The organism is Luedemannella helvata, assembly GCF_039528415.1.
Classification (GTDB): domain Bacteria; phylum Actinomycetota; class Actinomycetes; order Mycobacteriales; family Micromonosporaceae; genus Luedemannella; species Luedemannella helvata.
The window spans coordinates 15,964-40,133 of the sequence record NZ_BAAALS010000030.1 but is presented as its reverse complement, the minus strand read 5'-3'; the positions used below and the strand labels follow the sequence as shown (position 1 = coordinate 40,133).

The following is a 24,170-nucleotide window of genomic DNA, read 5'->3' as shown; positions in this document are numbered from 1 at the left end:
GCACGCCCGGACCCGTGTGCGTCCCGCGGGTTCAGGCGGCCGGCACGAGCCGCGGGTTGGCGCTGGACGACGCCGCGGCGGCGAGTTCGGCGGCGCGCAGCTCGACCGCCCGGCGCTCGCGGGCCGGGCCCATCAGCAGGTGACCGGCCGCCACGAGCAGGCTCACGACCAGGCAGCCGAGCCACAGGGTGGCGTTGCCCAGGTGTTGCTGCACGGCGGCTCCGATGATCGGTGCCCCGAACGAGGCCATCGACCACGCGAGCGACGAGGCGCCCTGGTAGCGCCCCCGCATCCAGGACGGGGACAGATCGGCCAACAGTGCCGATTTCGACGGGGCGTCGGCCATCTCGCCGAGCGTCCAGATCACCACGGAGATGGCGTAGAACCAGGCGGCGCCCGCGAACGCGGTCAGCGCGAAGCCCACGCCGACCAGGACGGCGCCGAGCGCCAGGGCGTGGGCGCGCGGCACGTGGCGCAGCAGGCGTGGCACGAACAGCTGGCCGGCCACGATGAGGATGCCGTTGATGGCGATGACCAGCCCGTACGTGCCGGTGCTGAGCCCGTCGCCCGTCATGGCCAGCGGCAGGGTGGAGATGTGCTGCATGAACACGAGCGCGAGCAGCAGGTTGCAGGCGAAGAAGCCGAGGAACACCCGGTCGGCGAAGACGCTGAGCAGGCTGCCGCCGGCGGCGGGCCGCGGGGTGCGCTGCCCGCGCGTACCCCGGTGGGTGTCGCGGACCTTAATCGCCACGACGGTGGCGGCGGCCGCGGTGCTGACCGCGTCCACAATGAAGATCAACAGGTAATCGACATTCGCCAGCGCGCCGGCGGCGATCGCGGAGAAGGCGAAGCCTAAGTTGATCACCCAGTAGTTCAGGGAGAAGGCGCGCAGCCGTTCGTGCGGGCCGACGATGTCGATCATCAGCGCGGACATGGCCGGGCGGCTGCCCTCGGCGGCCATGCCGAGCAGGAACACGGTGACCGCGACGAGCAGGGCGCTGTGCGCGAAGCCGAGCGCCAGCATGAGGGCCGAGCTGGAGTAGAGGAAGGTCAGGTAGGTGGGCTTGCGGCCCCACCGGTCGGCCAGCACGCCGCCTACCAGCGTGCCCAGGGCGCCGCCGGCGCCCCACAGGCCGATCACGAGGCCCGCGAAGGTGGGGGTGAAGCCGCGCTCGTGCGTCAGGTAGACCGACAGCAGGATCAGCACGAACGAGCCGATCCGGTTGATCAGGGTGCCGGTCCAGAGGTACCAGAAGCCGGACGGTAGGCCGCCCGCGGTTTCCACCGCCCATCGCCTGACAGCCCGCATGCCAGTAACCCCCGTGTCTGTGCGTACGCCTTACACACCGTAATCAGCGGGGCGTGGCCGCCCAACCGGTTTACCGCGTGCCCTCGGTCACGTGCGGCCTGCCCAAACGGAGCCGGCGGGCGTGCGGCAGGATATGTGGCATGACTCTGGGTACGTTGGTGCTCCTGCGGCACGGCGAGAGCGAATGGAACGCGAAGAACCTCTTCACCGGGTGGGTCGACGTGGACCTCACCGCACAGGGCGAGGCTGAGGCCCGGCGTGGCGGCGAGCTGCTGCGCGAGCACGGGCTCCTGCCGGATGTCGTGCACACGAGCGTGCTGCGGCGCGCGATCCGTACGTCCCAGCTGGCCCTGGACGCGGCCGACCGGCTCTGGATCCCGGTGCGCCGGTCGTGGCGGCTCAACGAGCGCCACTACGGCGCCCTGCAGGGCAAGAACAAGAAGCAGACCCTTGAGGAGTACGGCGAGGAGCAGTTCATGCTCTGGCGCCGCTCGTACGACACGCCGCCGCCGCCGATCGCGGACGGCGACGAGTTCTCCCAGGCCGACGACCCGCGCTACGCGGCCCTGCCGCCGGAGCTGAAGCCGAGGACGGAGTGCCTCAAGGACGTGCTCGGCCGGGCCCTGCCCTACTGGTACGACGCGATCGTCCCCGACCTGCTGGCCGGTAGGACCGTGCTGGTGGCCGCGCACGGCAACTCGCTGCGCGCGATCGTCAAGCACATCGACGGCATCTCCGACGAGGCGATCGCCGCCCTGAACATCCCGACCGGCATCCCGCTGCGCTACGACCTCGACCCGGTCACGCTGCGCCCGGTCACGGCCGGCGGGCAGTACCTGGACCCTGCCGCCGCCGCGGAGGCGGCCGCCGCGGTGGCCAACCAGGGTCGTTGACGCATGGGAAGGGGGCCCGCCACGGCGGGCTCCCTTCCCATGATCAGTCGCGGACCAGCTGTTCCCCGGTGGCGAAGTAGTAGAGCTGGTAGCCCGCGTTGACCGCGTGGTCGGCGAAGCGCTCGTAGAAGCGGCCCAGCAGCGCGCCGTCGATGGCGGCCTCGACGCCGTGTTGCCACGCCGCGCCGAGCAGGACCACGAACAAGCCCTTGTGCAGCTCGTCGATCACGTCGTCGTCGGTCTCCAGCTCGGCGGCCCGGGCCGCGTCCTGGTGCGCGAGGACCTCGCTGATCTTGCCGGCGAGCGTGTCGGCCGCGTCGGCCATCTTCTTGATCACCTGGGCCAGCTCGGGCGGCACGGCCACCGCCGGGTAGCGGCGCAGGGCGGTGCGGGCCACGTGCTTGGCCAGGTCGCCCATCCGCTCGATGTCCGTGGCGATGTGCAGCGCGGTCACCACATGGCGCAGGTCCGAGGCGACGGGTGCCTGGCGGGCGAGCAGGAGGTACACCTTCTCCTCGACCTCGCGGTAGAGGCTGTTCACCGTCGCGTCGCCGCTGATCACCGCCTCGCCCAGTTCCTTGTCGGCGACGAGCAGCGCCGTGGTGGCGCGGCTCATCAGACCGCGTACCTCGTCGGCCATCGCGACGAGGAGCCGGCTCACCTCGTCGAGCTCGGCCTGGAACTCTTCACGCATGTCACTCCTGACTCGAAGGCAACCACCTGTCGGGTGATCGCCGGCGACGCTACGCCGGCGGGGCGGACTGGACGTGAACAACCGTGAACGGCGGCAAGCCGGTGGATGAACATTCGGCGACCACGGCCCGGTTTGCCCTGATCAGACTCCCCGTACGATTAACCTGGCGCCTACCATCGGCGGCGTGGAGTGGACGACGACCATGGGACGTCGCAGGTCGACGAAGGAGCGAGCGGGGCAGGCCCAGCTCGTGGGCGACGCGCTGGACGCGCTGCAGGTCGGCATCCTCGTTCTCGACGCGACGGACGCCCCCGTGCTGGCCAACCCGGCCGCGTTCGCGCTCGGCCTCGTCCGCGATCCCACCCGCCCGGCCGGCGTACCCACCCAGGTGCACGCCGTGATCCGGACGCTGGCCGGCCAGGTGCGGCGCAGCGGGATCTCCCGCGAGGTCGAACTCGACCTGCCCCGGGCGGGCGCCGCCAACCTCAGCCCGGAACCGCTCGGCGTGCGGGTACGGGTGGTGCCACTGGCCGGCGAGAGCTACGCCCCCGGGCACGTCACCGTGCAGGCCTCGGACGTCACCGAGTCGCGCCGGCTCGCCCGGGTGCGCCGCGACTTCGTGGCCAATGTCAGCCACGAGCTCAAGACGCCGGTCGGGGCGCTGCAGCTGCTCAGCGAGACGCTGCTCGACGCCGTGGACGACCCCGACGCCACCCGCCGCTTCGTCGAGCGCATCCGGCACGAGTCGGACCGCCTCGGCCGGCTCGTCGGTGACCTGCTCGACCTGTCGCGGCTGCAGGGCGCCGAGCCGCTGCCGGCGCTGAACCCGGTCGCGGTGGACCGGATCGTGGCCGAGGTCATCGACCGGTCGCGCACCACCGCGGCCGCCAAGAAGATCACCATCAGGTACGCCGGGACGCGCGGCCAGACGGTGTACGGCTCCGAGCGCCAGCTCGTCACGGCCGTGGCCAACCTGGTGGAGAACGCCATCGCGTACAGCCCCGACGAGACGACCGTGACCATCCGGGTGGGCCGCGTCGGCGACATCATGGAGATCGCGGTCACGGACCAGGGCGTCGGCATCTCCGAGAAGGACCAGGGGCGCATCTTCGAGCGGTTCTACCGGGCCGACCACGCCCGTTCCCGGGAGACCGGGGGAACGGGCCTCGGCCTGGCGATCGTCAAACACATCGCGGTGAACCACGGCGGTCGCGCCGGCGTGGAATCCGCACCCGGCAGGGGATCGACGTTCACCTTCCAGCTGCCGGCCAGACCCCCCGAGGCGGCCCTGCCGCTACCCCCGGGCATTGCTATCGACTTCGACGTCGCGGAGGCGGCGTCGCCGGTGGACAGGAGTCCGGCGTGATCGTGACCAGCGCGACCATCCAGCAACGCATCCAGCAGAGCGCCCCCGCGCCGGCGGTTGGCGCGGTTCGGTCGCACAACCAGCGAACGGGCGCGTCCAGTGCGCGTCGAAGGGAAGGAACCGCAGTGGCACGGGTACTTGTGGTCGAGGACGAGGAGTCGTTCTCGGACGCCCTGTCCTACATGCTGCGCAAGGAGGGCTTCGAGGTCGCGGTCGCGCCGACCGGCGTGGCGGCACTGACGGAGTTCGATCGCAACGGCGCCGACATCGTGCTGCTCGACCTGATGCTGCCCGAGATGTCGGGCACGGAGGTGTGCCGGCAGCTGCGCCAGCGCTCGCACGTACCGATCATCATGGTCACCGCGCGGGACAGCGAGATCGACAAGGTGGTCGGCCTGGAGATCGGCGCGGATGACTACGTCACCAAGCCGTACTCCCCGCGCGAGCTGGTCGCCCGCATCCGTGCTGTGCTGCGTCGCCACACCGGCGAGACCGTGGAGACGGACGACACCGCCCTGCAGGCCGGCCCCGTCCGCATGGACGTCGACCGGCACGTGGTCACGGTGGACGGCGAGCACGTGGCCCTGCCGCTCAAGGAGTTCGAGCTGCTGGAGCTGCTGCTGCGCAATGCCGGCCGGGTGCTCACGCGCGGTCAGCTCATCGACCGGGTCTGGGGCGCCGACTACGTCGGCGACACGAAGACCCTCGACGTGCACGTCAAGCGCCTGCGCTCCAAGATCGAACCGGAGCCGTCCGTGCCGCGCCACATCGTCACGGTCCGTGGCCTGGGCTACAAATTCGAGCCGTAACCGGCGGTCGGCTCCCCGCCGACCCGCTCACCCCGCTCGCCCGAGCGGCCGGGGTTATGGATTCTTTGGCCGGTATAGCGACACATTGAATCCATAATGTCGGGAGGCTGGGCGGTGAGTGTCAGCCGGCCGTGTGGGCGGCCGTTGTGGCCGGGTGTTCCGCGATCAGGCCGCGTTCCTCGCGGGCGCGGCACAGCTCGGCCAGCTTGGCGTAGGCGTCCTTGCCGATGAGGGCGATCAGCTCGGGCTCGTACGAGCGGTACATCGCCTCGCCGCCGACGTGTGCCTCGGGTGCCGAGGTGCACCACCAGTGCAGGTCGTGGCCGCCCTCGCCCCAGCCGCGCCGGTCGAACTCGGCCAGCACGGTGAGCAGGATCTTGCTGCCGTCGGGGCGTTTGGTCCACTCCTGGTCCCGGCGCACCGGCAGCTGCCAGCACACATCCGGCTTGTAGGTCAGCGGGTGGGCGCCGTCGCGCAGCGCCTGCCCGTGCAGGGCGCAGCCGAAGCCGCCCGGGAAGTCGGCGTCGTTGAGGAACACGCACGGGCCGTCCGGCCGGGTGGCGGTGCGCCGGGCCGGCGTCTTGCCGTCGATCGAGTCCAGCTCGGTGTAGTTCTTGAAGCCCCGGCGGTAGTGCTGCCAGGTCTCCGGGGTGAGCCGGCGGGCGGCGGCGCGTACGCGCTTCTCGTCGTCGGCGTCCGTGAAGAACGCGCCGTGCGAGCAGCAGCCCTCGCCGGCCCGCTCGGCCTGGATGCCGTGGCAGCCGCGGCCGAAGATGCAGGTCCACCGGGACAGCAGCCAGGTGAGGTCCGCGCGCACGATGTGCTCGGCGTTGGCCGGGTCGGCGAACTCGATCCACTCGCGCGGGAAGTCGAGCCCCACCTCGTTCGCGCGGGGATCGTCCTCCGCGTCAACGTCCACTGTGACCTGAACGGGCACCACGGGCAGCTCGCGGCGGTGGACGGTGCGCTGACGGCTCATCGCACCACTCTACGCCCGGAAAGTGCCGAAGTGCGCGAAGGCCGGGCGCCCCCGGTAGGGGACACCCGGCCCGTGTGATCGCGACCGGATCAGTCGTTGACCAGCTGCCAGACGCAGAACCGGGTGATCTCCCCGGCGGTGCCGGTGTTCTTGTTCCAGTGGAACGTCATCCAGTACCGGCAGAAGTTGTTGCGGTCGCTGTCGCGGAAGCCGCGGTGACGCCACCAGCCCCAGCCCCAGTCGCCGCCCCGGCCCTGCCAGCCGGTGCTCCACCAGGTGCGGCGCTCGCGCCGCCAGTCGCCCCAGTGGCCGTGGCCGTGGCCATGGCCGCCGCGCCAGCGGTCCCGGTCGTGGTCGCCCCGGCCGTGGCCGTGGCCCCGGTCGCCCCGGTCGCCGCGGTCCCAGCCGCCACGGTCGTGGTCGCTGCGCCCGTGGCCGCCGCGGTCGCCATGGTCGCCGGGCGAGGCGGTCGCCGGCACGGCGCTGAGGCCAACGCCGGCGATGGCCGCCACGGCGACGGTCGCCGCGCGAAGCTTCGCGTTGCGCACTTTGCTACCTCCAGATGGATCTCTTGGGCAGTTCGTAACGGTTTACCCGTTAGAACCCTCAGTGACGGTACGTACCCTTTAACCGGCAACAGTGTGATTTGGTTTCGCATGTGACCCGGGGGTGCGCTGTCGCCACGCCGACGGCGGACATGCCGACGGCCGGCCGTCGGGCCGTGGAGCCCGACGACCGGCCGCTGGTTATCGACGTCGACTAGCAGAAGTCGAAGCAGCCGCCGCCGAAGAAATTGTTGAACCCACCCCAGCCGGCGGCGAAGCCGCCGTAGCTGCCGAAGCCGCCGAACGGGCTGAAGAAGTCGTTGCAGTCGTCGAACCAGGCGTTCCCACCGTAGAAGTGGCGGTGCCCGCCCGCGAAGAAGACCGGGCTGAACCTGTAACCGCCGAAGTGGTGGAACCTGTTGAAGCCACGGTGGCCGAAGCCACCGAACCTGTGTCCGCCGAAGCCGCCATGACCGCCGAAGCCGCCGAAGCGACCGCCGAAGCCGCCGTGACCGCCGAAGCCGCCGTGACCGTGACCGTGACCGTGGCCACGGTCGGCAACGACCGAGGGCGCCGCCTGGGCCGGGCTGGACGTGGCCGCCTGGGCCGGCGCGGCGAGCGCCAGACCAGCGACGACAGCAATCCCGGCCGCCGCGACGCGGACTCGTGCCTTGCTCATCTGATACCTCCTGACAGGAACCAAGGCGCCGGCCCGGCCACATCCGGGGTGGTCGGGGCGTAGTAATGCGCCTTATGTCCGGTTAACACGTTTGCTTGGCGTTTGGTTGCGCACGTTGTTCGGATTCCGTGGGCGTCACGGCGCGTCGCGTGGTACGGCGCGTCGCCCTTCCGGTCCTCAGTGGACGCTTGGCGGAACCGTGAGCTGCGTCGCGGGGTCGGTCGTGCGATCCACGGGCAGATGGGACCGACCGGGCTACCCTGGCTGCGTGACCTTCTCGCCGCCCGTCCTGCTGTCGACCTCGTCCGTGTTCCCCGAGCCGACCTCGGCCGCCTTCGAGATGGCCGCGACGCTCGGGTACGACGGCATCGAGGTCATGGTCTGGACCGACGCGGTCAGCCAGGACGCCGCCGCGCTGCGGATGCTCGCGGAGCACTACGGGCAACCGGTGCGCTCCGTCCACGCGCCGTGCCTGCTCATCACGCAGCGGGTGTGGAGCACCGACCCCTGGGAGCGGCTGCGCCGCTCCGCCGCGCTCGCCACCGAACTCGGCGCGCCCACGGTCGTCGTGCACCCGCCGTTCACCTGGCAGCGGGAGTACGCGCGGGGCTTCGCCGCCGGGCTGGGCAACCTGCGCGAGCAGTACCCCGGCATCGCGTTCGCCGTCGAGAACATGTACCCCGTACGGATGGCCGGGCGGGTCTTCGTGCCGTACGCCCCCGGGTGGAACCCGACCGACGGCGGCTTCGAGGCGTACACGCTGGATCTGTCGCACTGCGCGGCCGCCCGGGTCGACGCGCTGGACATGGCGGACGCCATGGGGGCCGGCCTGGCCCACGTGCACCTTGGCGACGGCAGCGGCGAGGGCCACGACCAGCACCTGGTGCCCGGCCGGGGCGCGCAACCGTGCGGGCGGCTGCTCGCCTCGCTGGCCGAACGCGGGTTCACCGGGTCGGTCGCCGTCGAGGTGGCGACCAGGCGGGCCGCCAACCGCGCCGCCCGGCAGGCCGACCTCGCCGAGGCGCTCGCGTTCGCGCGTACCCATCTGGGTGCGGCGACCGGCGCGGCCCGGTAGCGGACCGCGGCCGGTGACCCGACGCGGCCGTCAGCCCACCGGCACGCGCGCACCCTCGTCGGCGGGCTTGGCGGTCGCGCGCTTGCGGGCGCGATGGGCGGCCACGTGGGAGCGGGTGGCGCAGCGTTCCGAGCAGAATCGCCGGCAGTTGTTCGACGAGGTGTCCAGATAGACGTTGCCGCAGCGCTCGTCGGCGCACACGCCGAACCGGGCGCTGCCGAACTCGCACAGCCATACGGCCAGGCCCCAGGCGGCGCCGACCAGGTATTCGTTCGACACGGAGGAGCCGCGACTGGTCACGTGCATGTGCCAGTCCGCGGCGTCATGCCCCGAGATGCGCGGCTGCACCGGCTGCAGCTCCAGCATCGAGTTGAGCGCGGCCACGGCGTCGGCGTCGCGGCCCGACGAGCCGTACTCGAAGACCTCGCGCAGGCGGCGCTGGCCGCGCCTGAGTGCCGCGAGGTCGCGCTCCGTCGCCTCGTCGGCCTGCCAGCTCTGGCCGCCGAAGAACACCCGTAGGTCGTCGAGCGTCTCGATCCGGGCATTTACGAGATCAACGGCGGTCCGGGCGTACTCGTCGAAGTTCACGCGTCAACGGTAGTGGCGCCGCGCTCGTCGAGCGAGCCGAGCCGCAGCACCGGACGGCCCGGGCGCTCACGCGGCCGGGACCACGGGCGATACGCTCGCCCTATGCTGCGATCTGTGATCTTGGCGGCCGCCCGGTCGGCCCGCGTCGAACGGCTCGTGGAGACCGCTCCGCTCAGTCGGGAGGTGGTGCGTCGGTTCGTGGCCGGCACGGACACGTCCGACGCGCTGCGGGTCACCCGGGAACTCGCCGACGCCGGCCTCGCCGTCACTCTCGACAACCTCGGCGAGGACACCGTCACCCCGGAGCAGGCCCAGGCCACCCGGGAGGAGTACGAGCGCCTGCTCGCCGTCCTGGCCGAGGCGCAACTGACGCCCATGGCCGAGGTCAGCGTCAAGCTCAGCGCCCTCGGCCAGCGCTTCGACGAGAAGCTCGCGTACGACCACGCGCGCGCCATCTGCGTGGCGGCCAGCGCCGCCGGCACCACGGTCACCCTAGACATGGAGGACCACACCACCACGGACTCCACGCTGGAGACCCTCACGCGGCTGCGCGAGGAGTTCCCGGCCACGGGCGCGGTCCTGCAGGCGTACCTGCGCCGCACCGAGGACGACTGCCGCGCGCTGGCCGTGGCGGGATCGCGGGTGCGGCTGTGCAAGGGCGCCTACAAGGAGCCGGAGACGGTCGCCTACCAGTCCCCGCTCGACGTCGACCTCGCGTACGTGCGGTGCATGAACATCCTCATGTCCGGACCCGGATACCCCATGCTGGCCACCCACGACCCGCGGCTCGTGGCCATCGGCGAGGACCGGGCCAAGTGGTTCGAGCGGTCAGCGGACTCGTTCGAGTTCCAGATGCTGTACGGCGTGCGCGACGTCGAACAGCGGCGGCTCGTGGAGCAGGGGTACCTGGTCCGGACATACGTCCCGTACGGGACGGAATGGTACGGGTACATGATGCGCCGCCTCGCCGAGCGGCCCGCCAACGTCGCGCTGTTCCTGCGCGCGCTGACCTCCCGGTCCTAACTCGCCGACGGCGGCCCGCCGGGGACGCCCCGGACGTTGACGCGGGCCGCGACCCGGTCGACCGCCTGCCGGTAGTCGTCCAGGGGCGACATCGCGCTCGCCAGCCGCAGGTGCGGCAGCGCCTCGGCGTGCCGGTTGAGGCGCTCCAACGTCCGCCCCAGCACGTGATGCGCGTAATGATCGGTCGGGTCGCGCTCGACCAGGGCGCGCAGCTCACCTTCCGCGCGACGCAGCTGCGCGGAGGCGAAGTACGCGAGGGCAAGCTGCAGGCGTACGGCAGCGTTGCCCGGCTCGGCCACCAGCAGCGGCTGCAGGATCCGGGCGGCCTCGTGCGGGTCGCCGGCCTCCATGAACAGCTCGGCCCGCCGGTACTCCTCGACGTAGTCCATGACCACCACCCCTTCCCACGGATCGACCAACCTCACCACCGGCGCAAGTATTCCGCCACCACGGCAAGCGGTGATCAAGGAACGCGTGCCCTCGTCCGCGCGACGCGGACCGGTCAGGTGGCGTCCGTGTCGTAGCGCTGGGGCGGGAGGGCGGCGGGGGCCTCGGGCGCGGGTGTGCTGGTGCTCGTCGTGCCCCTGCCGGGGGCCCCGCGCAGGCCGTTCACGCTGCCGTTGACGTCCTCGGTGACCTTCTTCAGGTCGCCGATCGCCTCGTCGATGGGGCGGCGCAGCGCCGCTTCGTCCTCCTCGGTGAGGAGGTGCTTGCGGATGAACGTCTTCGGGTTGAGGTCCTCGACGCGGACGTCCGTGCCCAGCTCACGGGACAGGTCGGAGGTCGCGTTGCGGGCCATGTTGCGCAGCGTGCGGATCATGCGCAGGCCGTCGGCGATCGCCTTGGGGAGACGCTCCGGGCCGAAGATGAACAGCGCCAGCATCAACAGAACGGTGATCTCCCACCAGTTCAGGTTGTCGAACACCGCTCCTCCTCCCGGCGTGACCTGCGGCTGCGACGCAAGCGTACGCAGGGGGACGGCTCCCGCGCGAGGGGCCCTACCGTGATCATTTAGTTGGCGTCCGCCACGAGGGTCACCTGGGTGGATGCCGAGGCACCGTCGCGCCGGTAGGTGACGGAGATCACGGTGCCCGGGTCGTACCGGCGGACCAGGGCGATCAGATCCGTGGGCGTCTGGATCGGGTGATCCCCCAACTTGGTGATCACGTCGCCGGAGCGCAGGCCGGCCTTGGCGGCCGGGCCGCCCTCGTCGACGTCCGCGAGGCGCACGCCGCCGCCGGAGCCCCGGTACGACGTCTGCAGGTTCGCGCCGATGACCGTACGGCGGGCCTTGCCGAAGTCGATGATCTCGCCGGCGATGCGGCTGGCCTGGTTCATCGGGATGGCGAAGGCCAGGCCGATGTTGCCGCTCTCGTCGGAGCTGGACGACAGCGATTTGATCATCGAGTTGATGCCGATCACCCGGCCGTTGACGTCGAACAGGGGCCCGCCCGAGTTGCCGTGGTTGACGGCCGCGTCCGTCTGGATGGCCGCGTAGTAGCGGGTCGTGCCCGCCCCGTCGTTGCCCTCGATGGTGCGGTCGAGCGCGCTCACGATCCCGTACGTCACCGTGCCGGTGAGCGCGAACGGCGAGCCGATGGCGAGCACCGGGTCGCCGACGGCGACGGCGTCGGAGTCGGCGAGTTCCACCGGGTTCAGGTCGGCGCGCTCCACTTTGAGCACCGCCAGGTCGGACTCGGGCTCGCGCCCCACGACGCGGGCCGCCGCCGAACGATCGTCCGAGAACGTCAGCCGGATGCCGTCGCTGCCCGCGTCGCCCAGCACGTGATCGTTCGTGAGCACGTACCCGTCGGAGGAGATGACGAACCCGGAGCCCAGGTTCTCGCCCTGGCCGGCCTCGGCGTGCACGGTGACGACGCTCGGCATCACGCGGTTGATCACCCCGGCCAGCGAGTCCGGCGGCCGCTGCGCGAGCGCGGGCGCCGAGGCCGTGGCGCGGCCCAGCACGGTCTGCGCGGCCGCCCCGGAGCGGCTCGCCGCGACGAACCCGAGCGCGCCGCCGAGCGTGCCCGCGAACAGCGCGCTGACCGCGGCGACAACCACCACCAGGCTCAATCGGGCGCCGCGCGCCGGTGGCGGCGCCGTGGGCGCCTCCGGCGGAGGCGGTACCGGCGACTGCGTCACCAGTCGCGTCGGTGTGCCCGGATCCCGCCAGGGGTCCCGCAGCGCGTCCGACCACCAAGCGGAGCCATGGTTGTCCCCAGTCACCGGCCCACCTCCCGTCCTCCCGGTTCCAGGATGGCACGTGGCGGCACTGTCCTACCCGGACTCCCGTTCTCTAGGCTTCAATGCGCTGGTCGTCCCCTTGTCGCCTCCGGAGGTTCCTCATCACCGCCGTCACCCATGACCCGCCTTCGCCCTCGACGCACGATTTTGTCGAGGCGTACGCGCCGCTGCACCCGGCGGTGCGCGCGGCGATGGCGGCCGCCCGCGAGGTGGGCGTGGTGGCGCTGCCCCCCGGGGCGGGGTCGGCGTTGCGGTTGCTCGCGGCGATCGCGCAGGCGCGCACGGTGGTGGAGATCGGTACGGGTACGGGCGTGAGCGGGTTGTGGCTGCTCGGCGGCATGCGCGCCGACGGCGTCCTCACCACGATCGACGCCGAGCCCGAACACCAGCGGCTGGCGCGGCGCGCGTTCGCGATGGCCGGGTACGCGCCCGGCCGGGCGCGCATCATCACGGGCCGCGCCCTGGACGTGCTGCCGCGGCTGGCCGACGGCTGCTACGACCTGGTGTTCGTCGACAGCGTGGTGGGGGAGTACGCGGCGTGCGTGGTCGCGGCCCGCCGGCTGCTGCGCACGGGCGGGCTGTTGGTGCTCAACCGCGTCTTCGGCGTGAACGGCCGGGTGGCCGATCCGGCCGCCCGCGACCCGGACACGGTCGCGCTCCGCGAGATCGCCCGGCAGGTGCGCGACAGCGAGGAGTGGCTGCCCGCGATCCTGCCGACCGGCGAGGGCCTGCTCTGCGTGGTGAAGCGCTAGAGGGTGCCCAGCCAGCGGGTCAGCACGCGCACGCCCCAGCCGGTCGCCCCCTTGACGAGGTGACCGTCGGTCGTCTCGATCCAGGACGGGCCGGAGATGTCCAGGTGCGCCCAGCGGTCGGCCGCCTCGCCGACGAACTCCCGCAGGTACAGCGCGGCGGCCACGGCCTGCGGCCCGGACGGCATGTTGGTCACGTCGGCGATGTCGCTGGCCAGCCCGGACACGTAGTCGTCGGCCAGCGGCAGCCGCCACATGGCCTCGCCCACGTCGTTGCCGGCCGTCGTCAGCGCGGCGGCCAGGTCGTCGTTGGGCGTGAACAGCGCGGCCGTGCGCCGGCCCAGGGCGACCCACGAGCCGCCGGTGAGGGTGGCGACGTCGATGATCAGATCGGGGTCCAGCTCGGCAACGGCGTAGGCCAGGGCGTCGGCGAGCACCAGCCGGCCCTCGGCGTCCGTGTTCTGGATCTCGGAGGTGAGCCCGCCGTAGTGGCGGATCACGTCGCCGGGACGCATCGCCGACCCGCTGACCGCGTTCTCGGCGAGCGGAGCGAGCGCGGTCACCCGTACGCCCAGCTTGAGCTTGGCCGCCGCGAGCGTCGCGCCGCTGACGGCGGCCGCGCCCCCCATGTCCTTGCGCATGAGTTTCATGCCGTCCAGCGGCTTGATCGAGATGCCGCCGGTGTCATAGGTGATGCCCTTGCCGACGAGCACCACGTGGATTTTCGCGCCGGGCGGTGCGTAGTCGAGGCGCAGCAGCCGGGGCGGTCGCGGGGAGCCGCCGCCGACGGCGAGCAGGCCGCCGAAGCCGAGGTCGGCGAGTTCGCCGTCGCCGATGACGGTGAGGTCCAGGTGCGCGGTGTCCCGGGCGGCCCTGGCGACGGTCTTGATGAACCAGCTCGGCGACTTGTCCAGGCTGGAGGTGTTGGTCAGGTCGCGGGCCAGGACGGTGGCGTCGACCAGGGCGCGGGCCTCGGCCAGCGCGGCGTCCGCGCCGGCGGCACGGGGCAGCACGACCGTGCGCAGGGCGGGCGCGGTGGCCGGGTCGTCCGCGCCGACCCGGAACCGGTAGCTGCCGAGCCAGGCTCCCTCGGCGAAGGCGCGCACCGCCTCGGGATCGGCCGGGAGGGCCGCGGCGAGCTTCGGCTCCCGGCGGGCCGCTCGGGCGGCGGCGGCACCGGCGGCGCGCCACTGGGCCGCGCCGGGCTCGTCGCCCACGCCCACGAGCAGCAGGCGGCGCGGCGTACGGCCCGGGCGGGCGAGGCTGTGGGTGACGCCGGGGCGTCCGGTGTGTTCCGCGTCGGCCAGGAACGCCGTGATCTCGTCGCGTAGCGGCTCCGGCAGCGTGAGCCCGGTGTCCAGCGGCGCGGCCGCGTCACCGACGCGGGTGACCGGCAGGGCGAGCACGTCAGCTGAGAGGTCCGCGGGGCCTAGCCTGATGGCGAGCACGGTGCACTCCTGCGGTTCGTAGAGACGGATGATCGCCGCCGGGTACGAGCCGAGGGATGCGCCGAGCTCGTACCCGGAAGGCGATCAAATCCAAATGACCGGTTTCCGCCGGTGTCAGCCGACAGCGGACTTCAGCGCCTCGCCGAGCGCGGTCGCCTCGTCCGGCGTCATCTCGACGACCAGCCGGCCGCCACCTTCCAACGGCACGCGCATGACGATGCCACGGCCTTCTTTGGTGACCTCCAGCGGCCCGTCGCCGGTCCGCGGCTTCATCGCCGCCATGTTGTCTCCCCTCAGAATCTTCGCGTCGTGGCCCATATAGGCGCAGACTTCGCTCGCATCCGGCGGGGGAGCCGGGTGGGGCGAGGTCGACGACGGAGGTTTCCCGTCAGCGAGCGGCGTTGAGCCGTTGCCGCGTCGCGCCAACCAACGATTTTTCCTGATAGTGGCCCCAGACCCCAAACCGGGGCGCCCACTATGTGACGCCTGTTGTCAATTGTTACACGCCAGTGTCACAATGGGCTGGCTATGCAGGCGCGCTCAGCACTGTTCGACGTCTTCGGCGATTATCTCCGGCAACGAGGTGGGCGCGCACCGGTAGCGGCTCTGGTCCGCTTGCTGGCGCCGCTCGGCATCTCCGCGCCCGCCGTGCGAACAGCTATCTCGCGCATGGTCCGCCAGGGCTGGCTGGAGCCCGGGCGGCTCGCCAGCGGCCCCGGCTACCAACTCACCGGGCGCGCCGTGCGTCGCCTCGACGACACCGCCGCCCGCGTCTACCGGGACGGTCCGCTGTCCTGGGACGGCCGCTTCGATCTCCTCGTGATCGACATGCCGGCTGACCGTACCGAGCGCCACCGCGTGTCGTCGACCCTCGGCTTCCTCGGCTACGGCAGCCTCGACGGCGGCGTCTGGGTGGCCCCACGACCGTCCGCCGAGGTGCCGTCCGCCCTGGCCGGCCTGGCGTTCGAACGGTTCACGGCCACGCGCGAGGGCGGCACCGCCGGTGCCCTGGACCTCGTCCGCCGGGCCTGGGACCTCAGGAAGATCGGCGAGGAGTACGGTCGGTTCGTTCGTGATCTCCGACCGACTGTCCTGGCGGTCACCAGCCGGAGCGCGGACGTCCAGGCGTACGCGGCCCGCGTGCGGCTGGTGCACGCCTGGCGGACGTTCCTGTTCACCGATCCGGGCCTGCCCGCGGTCCTGCTGCCCGCGCGCTGGCCGGGCACGGCGGCGGCCGCCTTCTTCGACCGCCACCAGGCCCGCCTGCGGCCGGCGGCCGACCGCTTCGTCGACCAGTGCCTTGATCCGCAGACTTGGAAGGACCGGTGAGTACTCCCGTGACCGACAGCCCGCTGCTCGTCTCCACCGCCGACGGGGTCACGACGTTGACCATGAACCGTCCCGACTCGCTCAACTCCCTCAACGTCGCCTTGAAGGAGGCGCTGCTGGAGGCCGTGCGGGCGGCGGCGGCCGACCCGCAGTGCCGGGCCGTCGTGCTCGCCGGCAGCGGCCGGGCCTTCTGCGTGGGCCAGGACCTGCGCGAACACGTCGAGGTCCTGACCGGGGGCTCGGACAGCCCGCTCGACACCGTCAGCCAGCACTACAACCCGCTCGCCGAGGCGCTGGCCACGCTCCCCAAGCCGGTCGTGGCGGCCGTGCGTGGCTCGGCGGCCGGTGCTGGCGCGTCGCTCGCCCTGCTGGCCGACTTCCGGGTCGGCGGGCCGTCCACGTCGCTGCTCATGGCGTTCGCCGGGGTGGGGCTGGCCGGGGACACGGGCGTCTCGTGGTCGTTGCCACGGATCGTGGGCACGGCGAAGGCGACCGAGCTGCTGTTCCTCGCGGAGCCGGTGGCGGCCGACGAGGCGCTGCGGCTGGGCCTGCTGACCCGCGTCGTGGACGCCGACGACGAGGTGCTGGACGCCGCCCACGCGCTCGCGCGCCGGCTCGCGGCCGGTCCGACCGTGGCGTACGGGGCGATCAAGCTGGAGCTGCTCGTGGGCGCGTCCGGGACGCTCGCCGAGGCGCTCGCGGGCGAGGCCGAGGCGCAGCGGCAGTGCGGCCTCACCACCGACCACGTCGATGCCGTCACCGCGTTCGTCGCGAAGCGCCCACGGGTGTTCCAGGGGCGCTGAGCGGCGGTTTCCAGGTTTGTCGGGGAGGTGCTGTAGAACAGTCCGCGTCACGGATCGCCGATTGCCGGGAGGTCGAAGGGCGTGGATAGCTCCACAGAGGAGCGTCGCAGCACGGCGCGGGTGGTGTCGCCGGTGCGGCCCCGCAAGCTGGCCAAGGTGCCGTTCGTCGAGATGGCCGAGGGGCGGTTGCAGGGCGTCGTGTCCAGCGGCTCCGACATCGACCGGGTCTACGTGTCGTCGGTCACGGTGGCCCCACACGGGCTCAGTTGCAGCACGAACAACAACCGTCCCTGCGGCGGGTTGCGCGACGCCTACCCGTGCAAGCACATCACCGCGTTGGTCGCCGAGGCCGACCTGCAGTACGGCACCGAGCAGGTGGCGCGCTTCCTGCGCCTCGACATGACCCAGGTCAGCATGGGCACCGCGCTCACCTTCCTGATCAAGGGCCACCATCAGCCGACCCCGGCCGCCACCGTGTTCAGCAGCTTCCTGCACCACCTCGCCTACCTGGAGCTGCCGCAGACGACCGCGCCCCTGCCGGAGCTGCACTGGTTCCCGGCCACCGGGGCGGTGCGCTGATGCTGGCGACGAACCTCACCGCGCTGACGGGCGCGGACATTCCCGGCGTGGCCGACGCCGACGACCTCGTGGCCGGCCTCGACACCGCCCTCGCCCACGGCCTGGGCCGGGTCGACGACGAGCGCGCGGCGGCGCTGGCCGCGTTCGCTGGAGCGTTCGCCGGCTCGCCGCTGGGCGACCCGCTCACCGAGGCGGTCGGCAAGGTGGTCGCCGGCTCGGTCGGCGACGAGCACCTCGCGGCCCTGGCCGGCGGTCGGGCCGCGCTGCTGGGCGCCGCGCACGACGCGCTGCGGGGTCACCTCGACGCGGCGCTCGGCCGCACCCGCCAGGCGTGGCAGCCGCCCGCGGGCGCGTCCGCCGCGCCGGGCGGCCTGGACAACCTGCTCGCCGGCACCCGCTCCTGGCTGCGCGAGCTGGTCATCACCGGGTGGCGCGGCGTCGACCACGACATCGTCTCCACCGCCGGCCAGGTGATCTCGGCGCTGCTGGCCGTGCCGGCCGCGCGCCGGCTCGCGGTGCTGCTCGACGGTCTGGCGGCCGAGCTGCGGGTGGCCAGCCCGGTCTCGACGATGCCCCATGTGCCGCTGCGCCGCTGGGGCGACCTGTGGTCGCGCGCGACGCTGCTCGCCCACGACGCCGGCTGGGCCGCCACGCCCGACCCGGTCGCCACGGTGTCCGGGCGGCTGCTCGTGCTCGGCGTCGACGTGCACGAGCACAGCACGGCCGTGCAGGCGCAGGTCCACGGCGTCCTCGAGGTCGCCGGCACCGAGCCCCGGCTCGTGCGCGCCAGCGTCGGGGCCACGAAGACCGACACGATCGTCGGCCCGGCCGTGTGGCGGCTGTTCGGCGACGCGCCCGTGCTGAAGGCCGCGCTCGCCGACCGGCGCGTCCTCGAACTCACCGACGTGCCGCTGCTGGCCAGCGGCGACCTGCTGTGGCGCGACGGGCAGGCACGCGCGGGCGAGCCGGCTGACCCGTTCGCGACCGCCCGGGTGCTGCTCGCCGGCGCGGTCGCCCCGGCCGTGCCGCCGCTGGACCGCCACCCGGTCGCGCTCGCGGAGCCCGTGCTCCTGGAGGGCTACCGCGCCGAGGCGACGGAGGCCGGCGGCCTCGCGTTCGACCTGGGCGGCGCGCGGGTGGCCGTGGCGGTCGACCGGCTGCCCTCCTGCGGACCGCTCACCGCCGACCTGGTGGCCGCCTCGTCGGCGTGCCTGGGCCTGCTGCGCTGGGACGCCGGGGCGTGGTCGCTGCAGCCGCTCGCGGTGCAGGCGATCGTGAAGAAGAAGCCGGTCGGCGCGCACAACGGTGACTGGGCGGAGGGCGTCACGGACGCCAAGGCGGCGAAGGCGTACGCGGCCGCGGGCGACTCGTTCTCCGTGCTGCGCGAGCGCGCCGGAAGGTTGCTGCGCACATGAGCGAGGAGCTGACAACCGCCGAGGCCAACCGGCGGCAGGTGCTCTACTGGCGGCTGCTCGCGCGGCTGTTCGACCCGGAGGAGCAGGCGGCGCTGGAGAGCGCCAGCGTGGCGATCGTCGACGACCTGGGCCTGCCGGCCGCCCTGCTCGACCCGCAGGTCTCGATCGACACGATCGTGCAACGGTTCCCGGAGGTGGGCGACGACCTGCGCAACCTGATGGTGCCCGACCCGGACGCCGCCCCCGCGGGCGGCGAGGTGCGCCGCGCGGCGCTCGTGTCCAAGGTCCTGCTCAACGTGTTCGCGACCGGCTCGGGGAACGTGAGTGCCACGCAGCTGGCCCGCTGGCAGTCCGACGCGGGCTGGTTCGAGTGCGCTCTCGGCAGGCAGCCGGGCGAGCTGCGCGGCCGGCCGAGCGCGGAGGGCCTCGGCGGCGTGCTCGCCGGCCTCGAGGGCGACCTGGTGCGCCGCATGCACCTGCGCGAGGTGCTGGCCGACCCGAAGCTGGCCGCCCAGCTGACGCCGAGCATGTCGCTCATCGAACAGCTGCTGCGCGACAAGCACAACCTGTCCGGGGTGGCGCTGGCCAACGCCAAGGCGCTCATCCGCCGGTTCGTGGACGAGGTCGCCGAGGTGCTGCGCACCCAGGTGGCGCAGACGTCGGCCGGCACGATCGACCGGTCGGTGCCGCCGAAGCGGGTGTTCCGCAACCTCGACCTTGAGCGCACCATCTGGAAAAACCTGACCAACTGGAGCCCGGAGGACGAGCGGCTCTACGTCGACAAGCTGTTCTACCGGCGCACCGCGAAGCGGTTCACCCCGGCGCGGCTCATCGTCGTGGTCGACCAGTCCGGCTCGATGGTCGACGCCATGGTCAACTGTACGATCCTGGCGTCCATCTTCGCGGGACTGCCCAAAGTGGACGTGCACCTGGTCGCGTACGACACCCGGGCGCTGGACCTGACGCCGTGGGTGCACGACCCGTTTGAGGTGCTGCTGCGCACCCAGCTGGGCGGCGGTACGGACGGCACGGTCGCGCTGGAGCTGGCCCGGCCGAAGATCAGCGACCCGCACAACTCCGTGGTCGTCTGGATCTCCGACTTCTACGAGTACCGGGAGCAGGCCGTCTTCGACGGGCTGCAGGCCATGCACCGATCCGGGGTCAAGGTGATCCCGGTCGGCTCGGTGAGCAGCGGCGGCCAGCAGAGCGTCAACCCCTGGTTCCGCCAGCGCTTCAAGGACATGGGCCGGCCGGTCCTGTCCGGACACATCAAGAAGCTCGTCGTCGAACTCAAGAACTTCCTCGCCTAGGAGACCCCTGCCATGACCAACGAAATGCTGCGCGCCCCCGCCGAGGTCAAGTACGCCGAGGAGCTCGACTGGCTGGAGTCCGTCGACGACGGCCCGAAGCCGTTCTCGTGGCGGCTGAGCCCGAAGATGGTGCGGCTGTTCATCCTCGGTTCCGAGCGCTCGGACGGCCTCGACCGCGAGGTGTCGCAGAAGTGGTTCGGCGACCGCAGCTTCGTCGAGCGCAGCATCGTGACGCTCGCATCCGACCGCGGCCTGCTGCTCATCGGCGACCCCGGCACCGGCAAGAGCTGGCTCGCCGAGCTGCTCGCCGCGGCGATCAGCCGCAACTCCACGCTCGTCGTGCAGGGCACGGCCGGCACCACCGAGGACCACATCAAGTACTCGTGGAACGTGTCGATGGTCATCGCGAAGGGCCAGTCCCGCGAGTCGATGATCCCGTCGCCCATCATGACGGCGATGGAGCGCGGGGTGATCGGCCGCTTCGAGGAGCTGACCCGCTCGACCAGCGACGTGCAGGACGCGTTGATCTCGATCCTGTCGGAGAAGTACGTCTCGATCCCGGAGCTGGACGACGACAACATCGTCTTCGCCAAGCCCGGCTTCTCCATCATCGCCACGGCCAACAGCCGCGACCGGGGCGTCAACGACCTCTCCTCGGCGCTCAAGCGACGGTTCAACTTCGTGCGCATCCCGGTGGTGAGCAACAAGCGCAGCGAGGCGGAGATCGTCCGCTTCCGCACGGTCGAGCTGCTGCGCCGCCACCAGATCGAGCTGGAGGTGCCGCCCACGCTGCTCGACATCCTGCTGCAGAGCTTCGCCGACCTGCGCGCCGCGGCCGCGTCGGCGACCAGCGACGACGAGAAGCTGGAGTCGGCGCTGTCCACGGCCGAGCAGATCGGCGTGCTGGAGGACGCGATCCTGCACAGCAACTTCTTCGGCGACCGCACCCTGCGCGCGGGCACCCTGGCCAGCTCGCTGGTCGGGTCGCTCGCCCGGCGCAGCCCGGAGGACCTGGCGATCCTCAACAAGTACCTGCACGGCGTCGTCGAGCCCCGCAGCAAGGCCGACGGCGGCGACTGGCCCGAGTTCCTCGACGGCGGCCGCCAGGCCATCGCGACCCTGTCATGACGGCCGGTCCGTTTGGCGAGCTGCGTACGCAGCTGGTCGGCGCGGCGGAGGAGTTCGTCGGCCCGGACGCCCTCGGCGGGATCCTCGCCGGGATCGTCGACGACGTCGACCGGGCGCTGGCCGAGCGGTTGGAGATCTTCCCGGTCTGCCACCACTCGCCGGCGTCCGCGCTGGCCATGGTGCGCCGCCTGCGCGAGAAGCAGCCGAAGGTCATCTACCTGGAACTGTGCGAGGACCTCGCGCCGCTGCTGACCGAGCTGCGCAACTGCCGGCTGCCGGTGGCGCTGCAGGCCTTCGCCGCCGAGTTGGACGGCTTCCCCAAGGACTGGGGCCCGCTGTCCGTGGTCGCGCCGATCACCGAGTCCTCGGCGGAATACCAGGCCATCGCGTACGCCCTGGAGACGCCGGGCGTCGAGCTGGTGCTCGTCGACCGGTCCACCGACCACGTCTTCCAGTGGCAGCCCCGCGAGGAGGCCGCGCCGGCCGGGGAGCACACCGAGGACGGCGACCTGCACGGCGACGCGGTCGGCATCGAGATCGGCGACCTGCGGCCCCGCTTCGCCGAACTGGAGGAGCACCTGCTGCACCACGGCCGGGTGCGCCACTGGTCGGAATGGTGGGACCAGTACGTCGAACGGCCGCTCGCCGCCGCCGACTACGACACGTACCGGCAGGTCATGGTCCTGATCGGCAGCCTGTTCCGGCGGCTCGCGCCGGGCGACGCCCGCCGCGTCACGGTCGACGAGGACCGCGAGCGCTACATGTGGACGCGCATGCGCGAGCACCTCGCGGCCACCGGTGCCGACCCGGCCGACTGCCTGTACGTGTGCGGCGCGTTCCACGCGGCGAGCCGGGTCGAGGAGTTCGGCGTCGACGGGACGGGCGACTTCGTCATCACGGAGCGCACGGCCACGAAGTGGCTCTACGGGCTGATCCCGTCGAGCCACTCGGCGATCGAGGCGCAGTTCGGCCTCGCGCCCGGCTCGGTGTCGATCGCCTCGACCAGTTGGCAGAAGGCCGTGAGCGCCACGCGGTTGGCGACGTTCCAGCTCGCCGGCCAGAAGGGCAGCCGCAAGAAGGCCGCCAAGGCGAAGGCACCCGCCCCGGCAGCCGCGCCGGCACCGGTCGCCGACAAGCTGTCCGGCTACCTGGCCACGCCGCCGGAGCCGCTCGGACTCGACGAGGAGGAGCTGCTCGGCTGGTCCGTCGAGATCGTCCGGCTGGCCCGCCGCAACGGGTACCTGTCGAGCACGGCCGACGCGATCGCCATCTTCGAGACGTCGATCCTGCTGGCCGGCATGCGCAACCGGGCGCGACCCACCCCGTACGACTTCGCGGACGCGGCCGTCACGTGCATCGAGAAGGACGTGGTGCCCGGCCGGCGCGACGTGCGGCGGCTGTGCGAGATCCTGCTCGGCGGCGACCGGGTCGGGCAGGTGGGCTACGAGGCGCTGCCGCCGCTGGCCCGCGACGTCTACGACCGGCTCGCGCCGCTCGACTTCGACCTGGAGCAGCGCACCATCCACCGGGCGCTCATGGACCTGGCCGCCCGGCCCGAGCTGGAGCCGGTGTCGCACCTGTTGTGGATGCTGCGCTACCTGCTGCCCGAGGGGGCGGTGCGGCCCATCATGGGCTCGCGCCGGCTCGGCGAGAAGTCCATCCAGGAGAGTTGGGACCTGGCGATCGGCCGCAACCAGCGGGCGATCATCGAGCTGGGCTACGAGGGCGTCACGGTCGAGCAGGTCGTGGAGCACCGGCTGCGGCGCAGCGTGTGGGGCCCGCAGGCCACGGCCGCGAAGGCGCTGGCCGCGGTCGAGGACTCGATCGTCTTCCTGGGCAGCCGGCGGTTCACCGACGAACTGGGCGCGCGGGCGGTCGAGCTGCTCGCCGCCGAGCGTACGGTCGACGACGCGCCCGAGGTGCTGCGCCGGGCCCGCCGGCTGCTGGCCCACTACCGGGCCACGGAACCGGAGCTGCCGGCGTGGTGCCAGGACTTCGTGACGGGCGGGTACGCGCACTACTGCACCCTGCTGCCGACCGCCTTCGTCGACGACGAGTCCGGCGTGCGCCAGGTGGCGGCCATGCTGGGCTTCCTGTTCGGCATGGAGAGCCTGGCGATCTCGCTGGGCTGCGACCGTACCCAGCTGGAACTGGCCGTGGCCCAGTCGCACCCGGAGGCGCCGGCGAAGGTGGCGCTGCTGTGGGCGGCGCGCACGCAGCTCGGCCTGCTCACCGTGACCGACCTGCGCTCGCGCTGCGACGAGCTGCTCGCCAACCCGCTCGTGGTGCCGTCCTTCCCGCAGTACCTGAGCGGGTTCGTGCAGGCGTTGGAGCCGGTGCCGAAGCTGGCGCCGTTCGTCGTCGAGGTGATCTCCAACGCGTTCGCCCGGCTGCCCGACCCGGTGCTGCTGCCGTGGCTGCCGACGCTCATCACGACGCTCAAGGAGCACGCCGCCGAGTACGTTCCGCTGCTCATCCGCGAGGCGGGACGCACGTTCCCAGCGACGCTGCCGGCCGTGGACGCCTTCGTGCCGCCCTGGTTGGCCCGGCACCCGGCGCAGGTGACGGCCGCGGCCACCGGGAGCCCGGGAGCCGGGAGCGCCGCCGCCGGTGGTGCCGACCGCCCGGCGGGCGAACTCCTGCGCGCCCAGCCGGCCACCACCGACGCGATCGCGGCCCTGTTCGGTCTCCCCGCCGAGTGGCGGGAGCCGGCCGGGACCGGCGCGCCATCGAACCCCGCGGCGCGGGCCCTGCTGACAACCCACCCGGCAACGATTGAGGCGGTGGCCGCCCTGCTGGGTGCGTAACCAGATCGCTCACCACGCTGCGCGAGCGCCGCCCTCCTGCCGTGCCTGCCAGATCTTGGTACGAAAGGCCGCCTATAGGCGGCCTTTCGTACCAAGATCCATCGATACCTATGCTAAGTCGCCCCGTAACCGGCGACTGGCGCTCGCACGATCACTGGAAGTGAGGCGCAGCCTCACCGAGCCGTGCGGGAAGCGGTCGCGACCTGGTCAGTCGTCCTCTTCGGGGTCCAGGTTGGTTGGCTCGTCCAGGACGTAGGCGCGCATGTCCAGCTCGTCCCGGGCCGGGGAGACGAACGCGGGTAGCTCCTCGGGGCCGAGCTGGTGCACGTACTCCCAGAAGGCCTTGACGGCCTCGCCGCGCGAGCGCGCCTCGACGGGGATGGCCAGACTCACCA

25 protein-coding genes are annotated in these 24,170 nt (G+C 72.2%); 13 read left to right on the top strand and 12 right to left on the bottom strand.

Annotation, left to right across the window (positions count from 1 at the left end):
* Positions 1-31 precede the first annotated feature (31 nt).
* The gene (locus ABD191_RS24225) at positions 32-1,309 is read right to left on the bottom strand and encodes an MDR family MFS transporter (protein WP_344086505.1); all 1,278 of its coding nucleotides are present in this window, start codon (positions 1,307-1,309) and stop codon (positions 32-34) included.
* 140 nt (positions 1,310-1,449) lie between these two features.
* Here ABD191_RS24225 and ABD191_RS24220 point away from each other — a divergent pair, with 140 nt between their 5' ends.
* The gene (locus ABD191_RS24220; RefSeq protein ID WP_344086502.1) at positions 1,450-2,202 is read left to right on the top strand and encodes a phosphoglyceromutase; all 753 of its coding nucleotides are present in this window, start codon (positions 1,450-1,452) and stop codon (positions 2,200-2,202) included.
* A 43-nt stretch (positions 2,203-2,245) separates the two neighbouring features.
* Here the strand turns inward: ABD191_RS24220 and phoU are convergent, their stop codons facing one another.
* Complete coding sequence (gene phoU / locus ABD191_RS24215; RefSeq protein ID WP_344086499.1) at positions 2,246-2,896, bottom strand: phosphate signaling complex protein PhoU; 651 nt, start codon at positions 2,894-2,896, stop codon at positions 2,246-2,248.
* 202 nt (positions 2,897-3,098) lie between these two features.
* On the opposite strand from phoU, the gene ABD191_RS24210 reads away from it, so the two are divergent.
* Positions 3,099-4,262, top strand: coding sequence for a sensor histidine kinase (locus ABD191_RS24210; protein ID WP_344086629.1), 1,164 nt, complete (start codon positions 3,099-3,101; stop codon positions 4,260-4,262).
* A 125-nt stretch (positions 4,263-4,387) separates the two neighbouring features.
* Positions 4,388-5,071 carry a response regulator transcription factor gene (locus ABD191_RS24205; protein WP_344086497.1) on the top strand — a complete coding sequence of 228 codons (684 nt, stop codon included), beginning with the start codon at positions 4,388-4,390 and terminating at the stop codon, positions 5,069-5,071.
* Between the two features lie 121 nt (positions 5,072-5,192).
* On the opposite strand, the gene ABD191_RS24200 is transcribed toward ABD191_RS24205, so the two are convergent.
* The 3 genes from ABD191_RS24200 to ABD191_RS24190 all read right to left on the bottom strand — a co-directional run bounded on the left by ABD191_RS24200 (position 5,193) and on the right by ABD191_RS24190 (position 7,274).
* Positions 5,193-6,050 carry a DUF3109 family protein gene (locus ABD191_RS24200; protein ID WP_425560843.1) on the bottom strand — a complete coding sequence of 286 codons (858 nt, stop codon included), beginning with the start codon at positions 6,048-6,050 and terminating at the stop codon, positions 5,193-5,195.
* 89 nt (positions 6,051-6,139) lie between these two features.
* Positions 6,140-6,598: a hypothetical protein gene (locus ABD191_RS24195; protein ID WP_344086494.1), complete on the bottom strand. Its 459-nt coding sequence runs from the start codon at positions 6,596-6,598 to the stop codon at positions 6,140-6,142.
* Between the two features lie 211 nt (positions 6,599-6,809).
* The gene (locus ABD191_RS24190; protein ID WP_344086491.1) at positions 6,810-7,274 is read right to left on the bottom strand and encodes a hypothetical protein; all 465 of its coding nucleotides are present in this window, start codon (positions 7,272-7,274) and stop codon (positions 6,810-6,812) included.
* 268 nt (positions 7,275-7,542) lie between these two features.
* Between ABD191_RS24190 and ABD191_RS24185 the strand changes: the two genes are divergently transcribed.
* Complete coding sequence (locus ABD191_RS24185) at positions 7,543-8,349, top strand: sugar phosphate isomerase/epimerase family protein (RefSeq protein WP_344086488.1); 807 nt, start codon at positions 7,543-7,545, stop codon at positions 8,347-8,349.
* 30 nt (positions 8,350-8,379) lie between these two features.
* Here the strand turns inward: ABD191_RS24185 and ABD191_RS24180 are convergent, their stop codons facing one another.
* On the bottom strand, positions 8,380-8,937 hold the full coding sequence (locus ABD191_RS24180; protein WP_344086485.1) for a CGNR zinc finger domain-containing protein: 558 nt from the start codon (positions 8,935-8,937) through the stop codon (positions 8,380-8,382).
* 102 nt (positions 8,938-9,039) lie between these two features.
* On the opposite strand from ABD191_RS24180, the gene ABD191_RS24175 reads away from it, so the two are divergent.
* A complete protein-coding gene (locus tag ABD191_RS24175; RefSeq protein WP_344086482.1) occupies positions 9,040-9,960 on the top strand; it encodes a proline dehydrogenase family protein in 921 nt (306 codons plus the stop codon).
* On the opposite strand, the gene ABD191_RS24170 is transcribed toward ABD191_RS24175, so the two are convergent.
* The 3 genes from ABD191_RS24170 to ABD191_RS24160 form a co-directional block, all read right to left on the bottom strand.
* Positions 9,957-10,349 (bottom strand): tetratricopeptide repeat protein, encoded by a 393-nt coding sequence (locus ABD191_RS24170; RefSeq protein WP_344086623.1) that lies wholly within the window; start codon positions 10,347-10,349, stop codon positions 9,957-9,959. The genes ABD191_RS24175 and ABD191_RS24170 overlap by 4 nt on opposite strands.
* A 113-nt stretch (positions 10,350-10,462) precedes the next feature.
* Complete coding sequence (locus tag ABD191_RS24165; RefSeq protein ID WP_344086479.1) at positions 10,463-10,885, bottom strand: Sec-independent protein translocase subunit TatB; 423 nt, start codon at positions 10,883-10,885, stop codon at positions 10,463-10,465.
* Positions 10,886-10,971: 86 nt separating this feature from the next.
* Positions 10,972-12,189 carry a S1C family serine protease gene (locus ABD191_RS24160; protein WP_425560842.1) on the bottom strand — a complete coding sequence of 406 codons (1,218 nt, stop codon included), beginning with the start codon at positions 12,187-12,189 and terminating at the stop codon, positions 10,972-10,974.
* A 209-nt stretch (positions 12,190-12,398) separates the two neighbouring features.
* On the opposite strand from ABD191_RS24160, the gene ABD191_RS24155 reads away from it, so the two are divergent.
* Entirely contained in the window at positions 12,399-12,959 is a 561-nt protein-coding gene (locus ABD191_RS24155; protein WP_344086620.1) for an O-methyltransferase, read from the top strand.
* Here ABD191_RS24155 and ABD191_RS24150 read toward each other — a convergent pair.
* Positions 12,956-14,404, bottom strand: coding sequence for a leucyl aminopeptidase (locus tag ABD191_RS24150; protein WP_344086473.1), 1,449 nt, complete (start codon positions 14,402-14,404; stop codon positions 12,956-12,958). The genes ABD191_RS24155 and ABD191_RS24150 overlap by 4 nt on opposite strands.
* 114 nt (positions 14,405-14,518) lie before the next feature.
* The gene (locus ABD191_RS24145) at positions 14,519-14,686 is read right to left on the bottom strand and encodes a DUF3117 domain-containing protein (RefSeq protein ID WP_203915007.1); all 168 of its coding nucleotides are present in this window, start codon (positions 14,684-14,686) and stop codon (positions 14,519-14,521) included.
* A 246-nt stretch (positions 14,687-14,932) separates the two neighbouring features.
* Between ABD191_RS24145 and ABD191_RS24140 the strand changes: the two genes are divergently transcribed.
* The 7 genes from ABD191_RS24140 (at position 14,933) to ABD191_RS24110 (ending at position 23,775) form a co-directional block, all read left to right on the top strand.
* A complete protein-coding gene (locus ABD191_RS24140) occupies positions 14,933-15,733 on the top strand; it encodes a PaaX family transcriptional regulator (protein ID WP_344086470.1) in 801 nt (266 codons plus the stop codon).
* Between the two features lie 8 nt (positions 15,734-15,741).
* Positions 15,742-16,536 (top strand): enoyl-CoA hydratase-related protein, encoded by a 795-nt coding sequence (locus ABD191_RS24135; RefSeq protein ID WP_344086612.1) that lies wholly within the window; start codon positions 15,742-15,744, stop codon positions 16,534-16,536.
* A gap of 171 nt (positions 16,537-16,707) precedes the next feature.
* Positions 16,708-17,115 (top strand): hypothetical protein, encoded by a 408-nt coding sequence (locus ABD191_RS24130; protein ID WP_344086609.1) that lies wholly within the window; start codon positions 16,708-16,710, stop codon positions 17,113-17,115.
* Positions 17,115-18,530: a hypothetical protein gene (locus ABD191_RS24125; protein ID WP_344086467.1), complete on the top strand. Its 1,416-nt coding sequence runs from the start codon at positions 17,115-17,117 to the stop codon at positions 18,528-18,530. The genes ABD191_RS24130 and ABD191_RS24125 overlap by 1 nt, the downstream gene beginning before the upstream one ends.
* Positions 18,527-19,840, top strand: coding sequence for a VWA domain-containing protein (locus tag ABD191_RS24120; RefSeq protein WP_344086464.1), 1,314 nt, complete (start codon positions 18,527-18,529; stop codon positions 19,838-19,840). The genes ABD191_RS24125 and ABD191_RS24120 overlap by 4 nt, the downstream gene beginning before the upstream one ends.
* Before the next feature lie 12 nt (positions 19,841-19,852).
* Positions 19,853-20,968 (top strand): ATP-binding protein, encoded by a 1,116-nt coding sequence (locus ABD191_RS24115; RefSeq protein ID WP_344086461.1) that lies wholly within the window; start codon positions 19,853-19,855, stop codon positions 20,966-20,968.
* A complete protein-coding gene (locus ABD191_RS24110; protein WP_344086458.1) occupies positions 20,965-23,775 on the top strand; it encodes a DUF5682 family protein in 2,811 nt (936 codons plus the stop codon). Before ABD191_RS24115 ends, ABD191_RS24110 begins: the two co-directional genes overlap by 4 nt.
* A gap of 207 nt (positions 23,776-23,982) precedes the next feature.
* On the opposite strand, the gene ABD191_RS24105 is transcribed toward ABD191_RS24110, so the two are convergent.
* Positions 23,983-24,168 carry a hypothetical protein gene (locus ABD191_RS24105; RefSeq protein WP_425560841.1) on the bottom strand — a complete coding sequence of 62 codons (186 nt, stop codon included), beginning with the start codon at positions 24,166-24,168 and terminating at the stop codon, positions 23,983-23,985.
* Between the last annotated feature and the right edge of the window lie 2 nt (positions 24,169-24,170).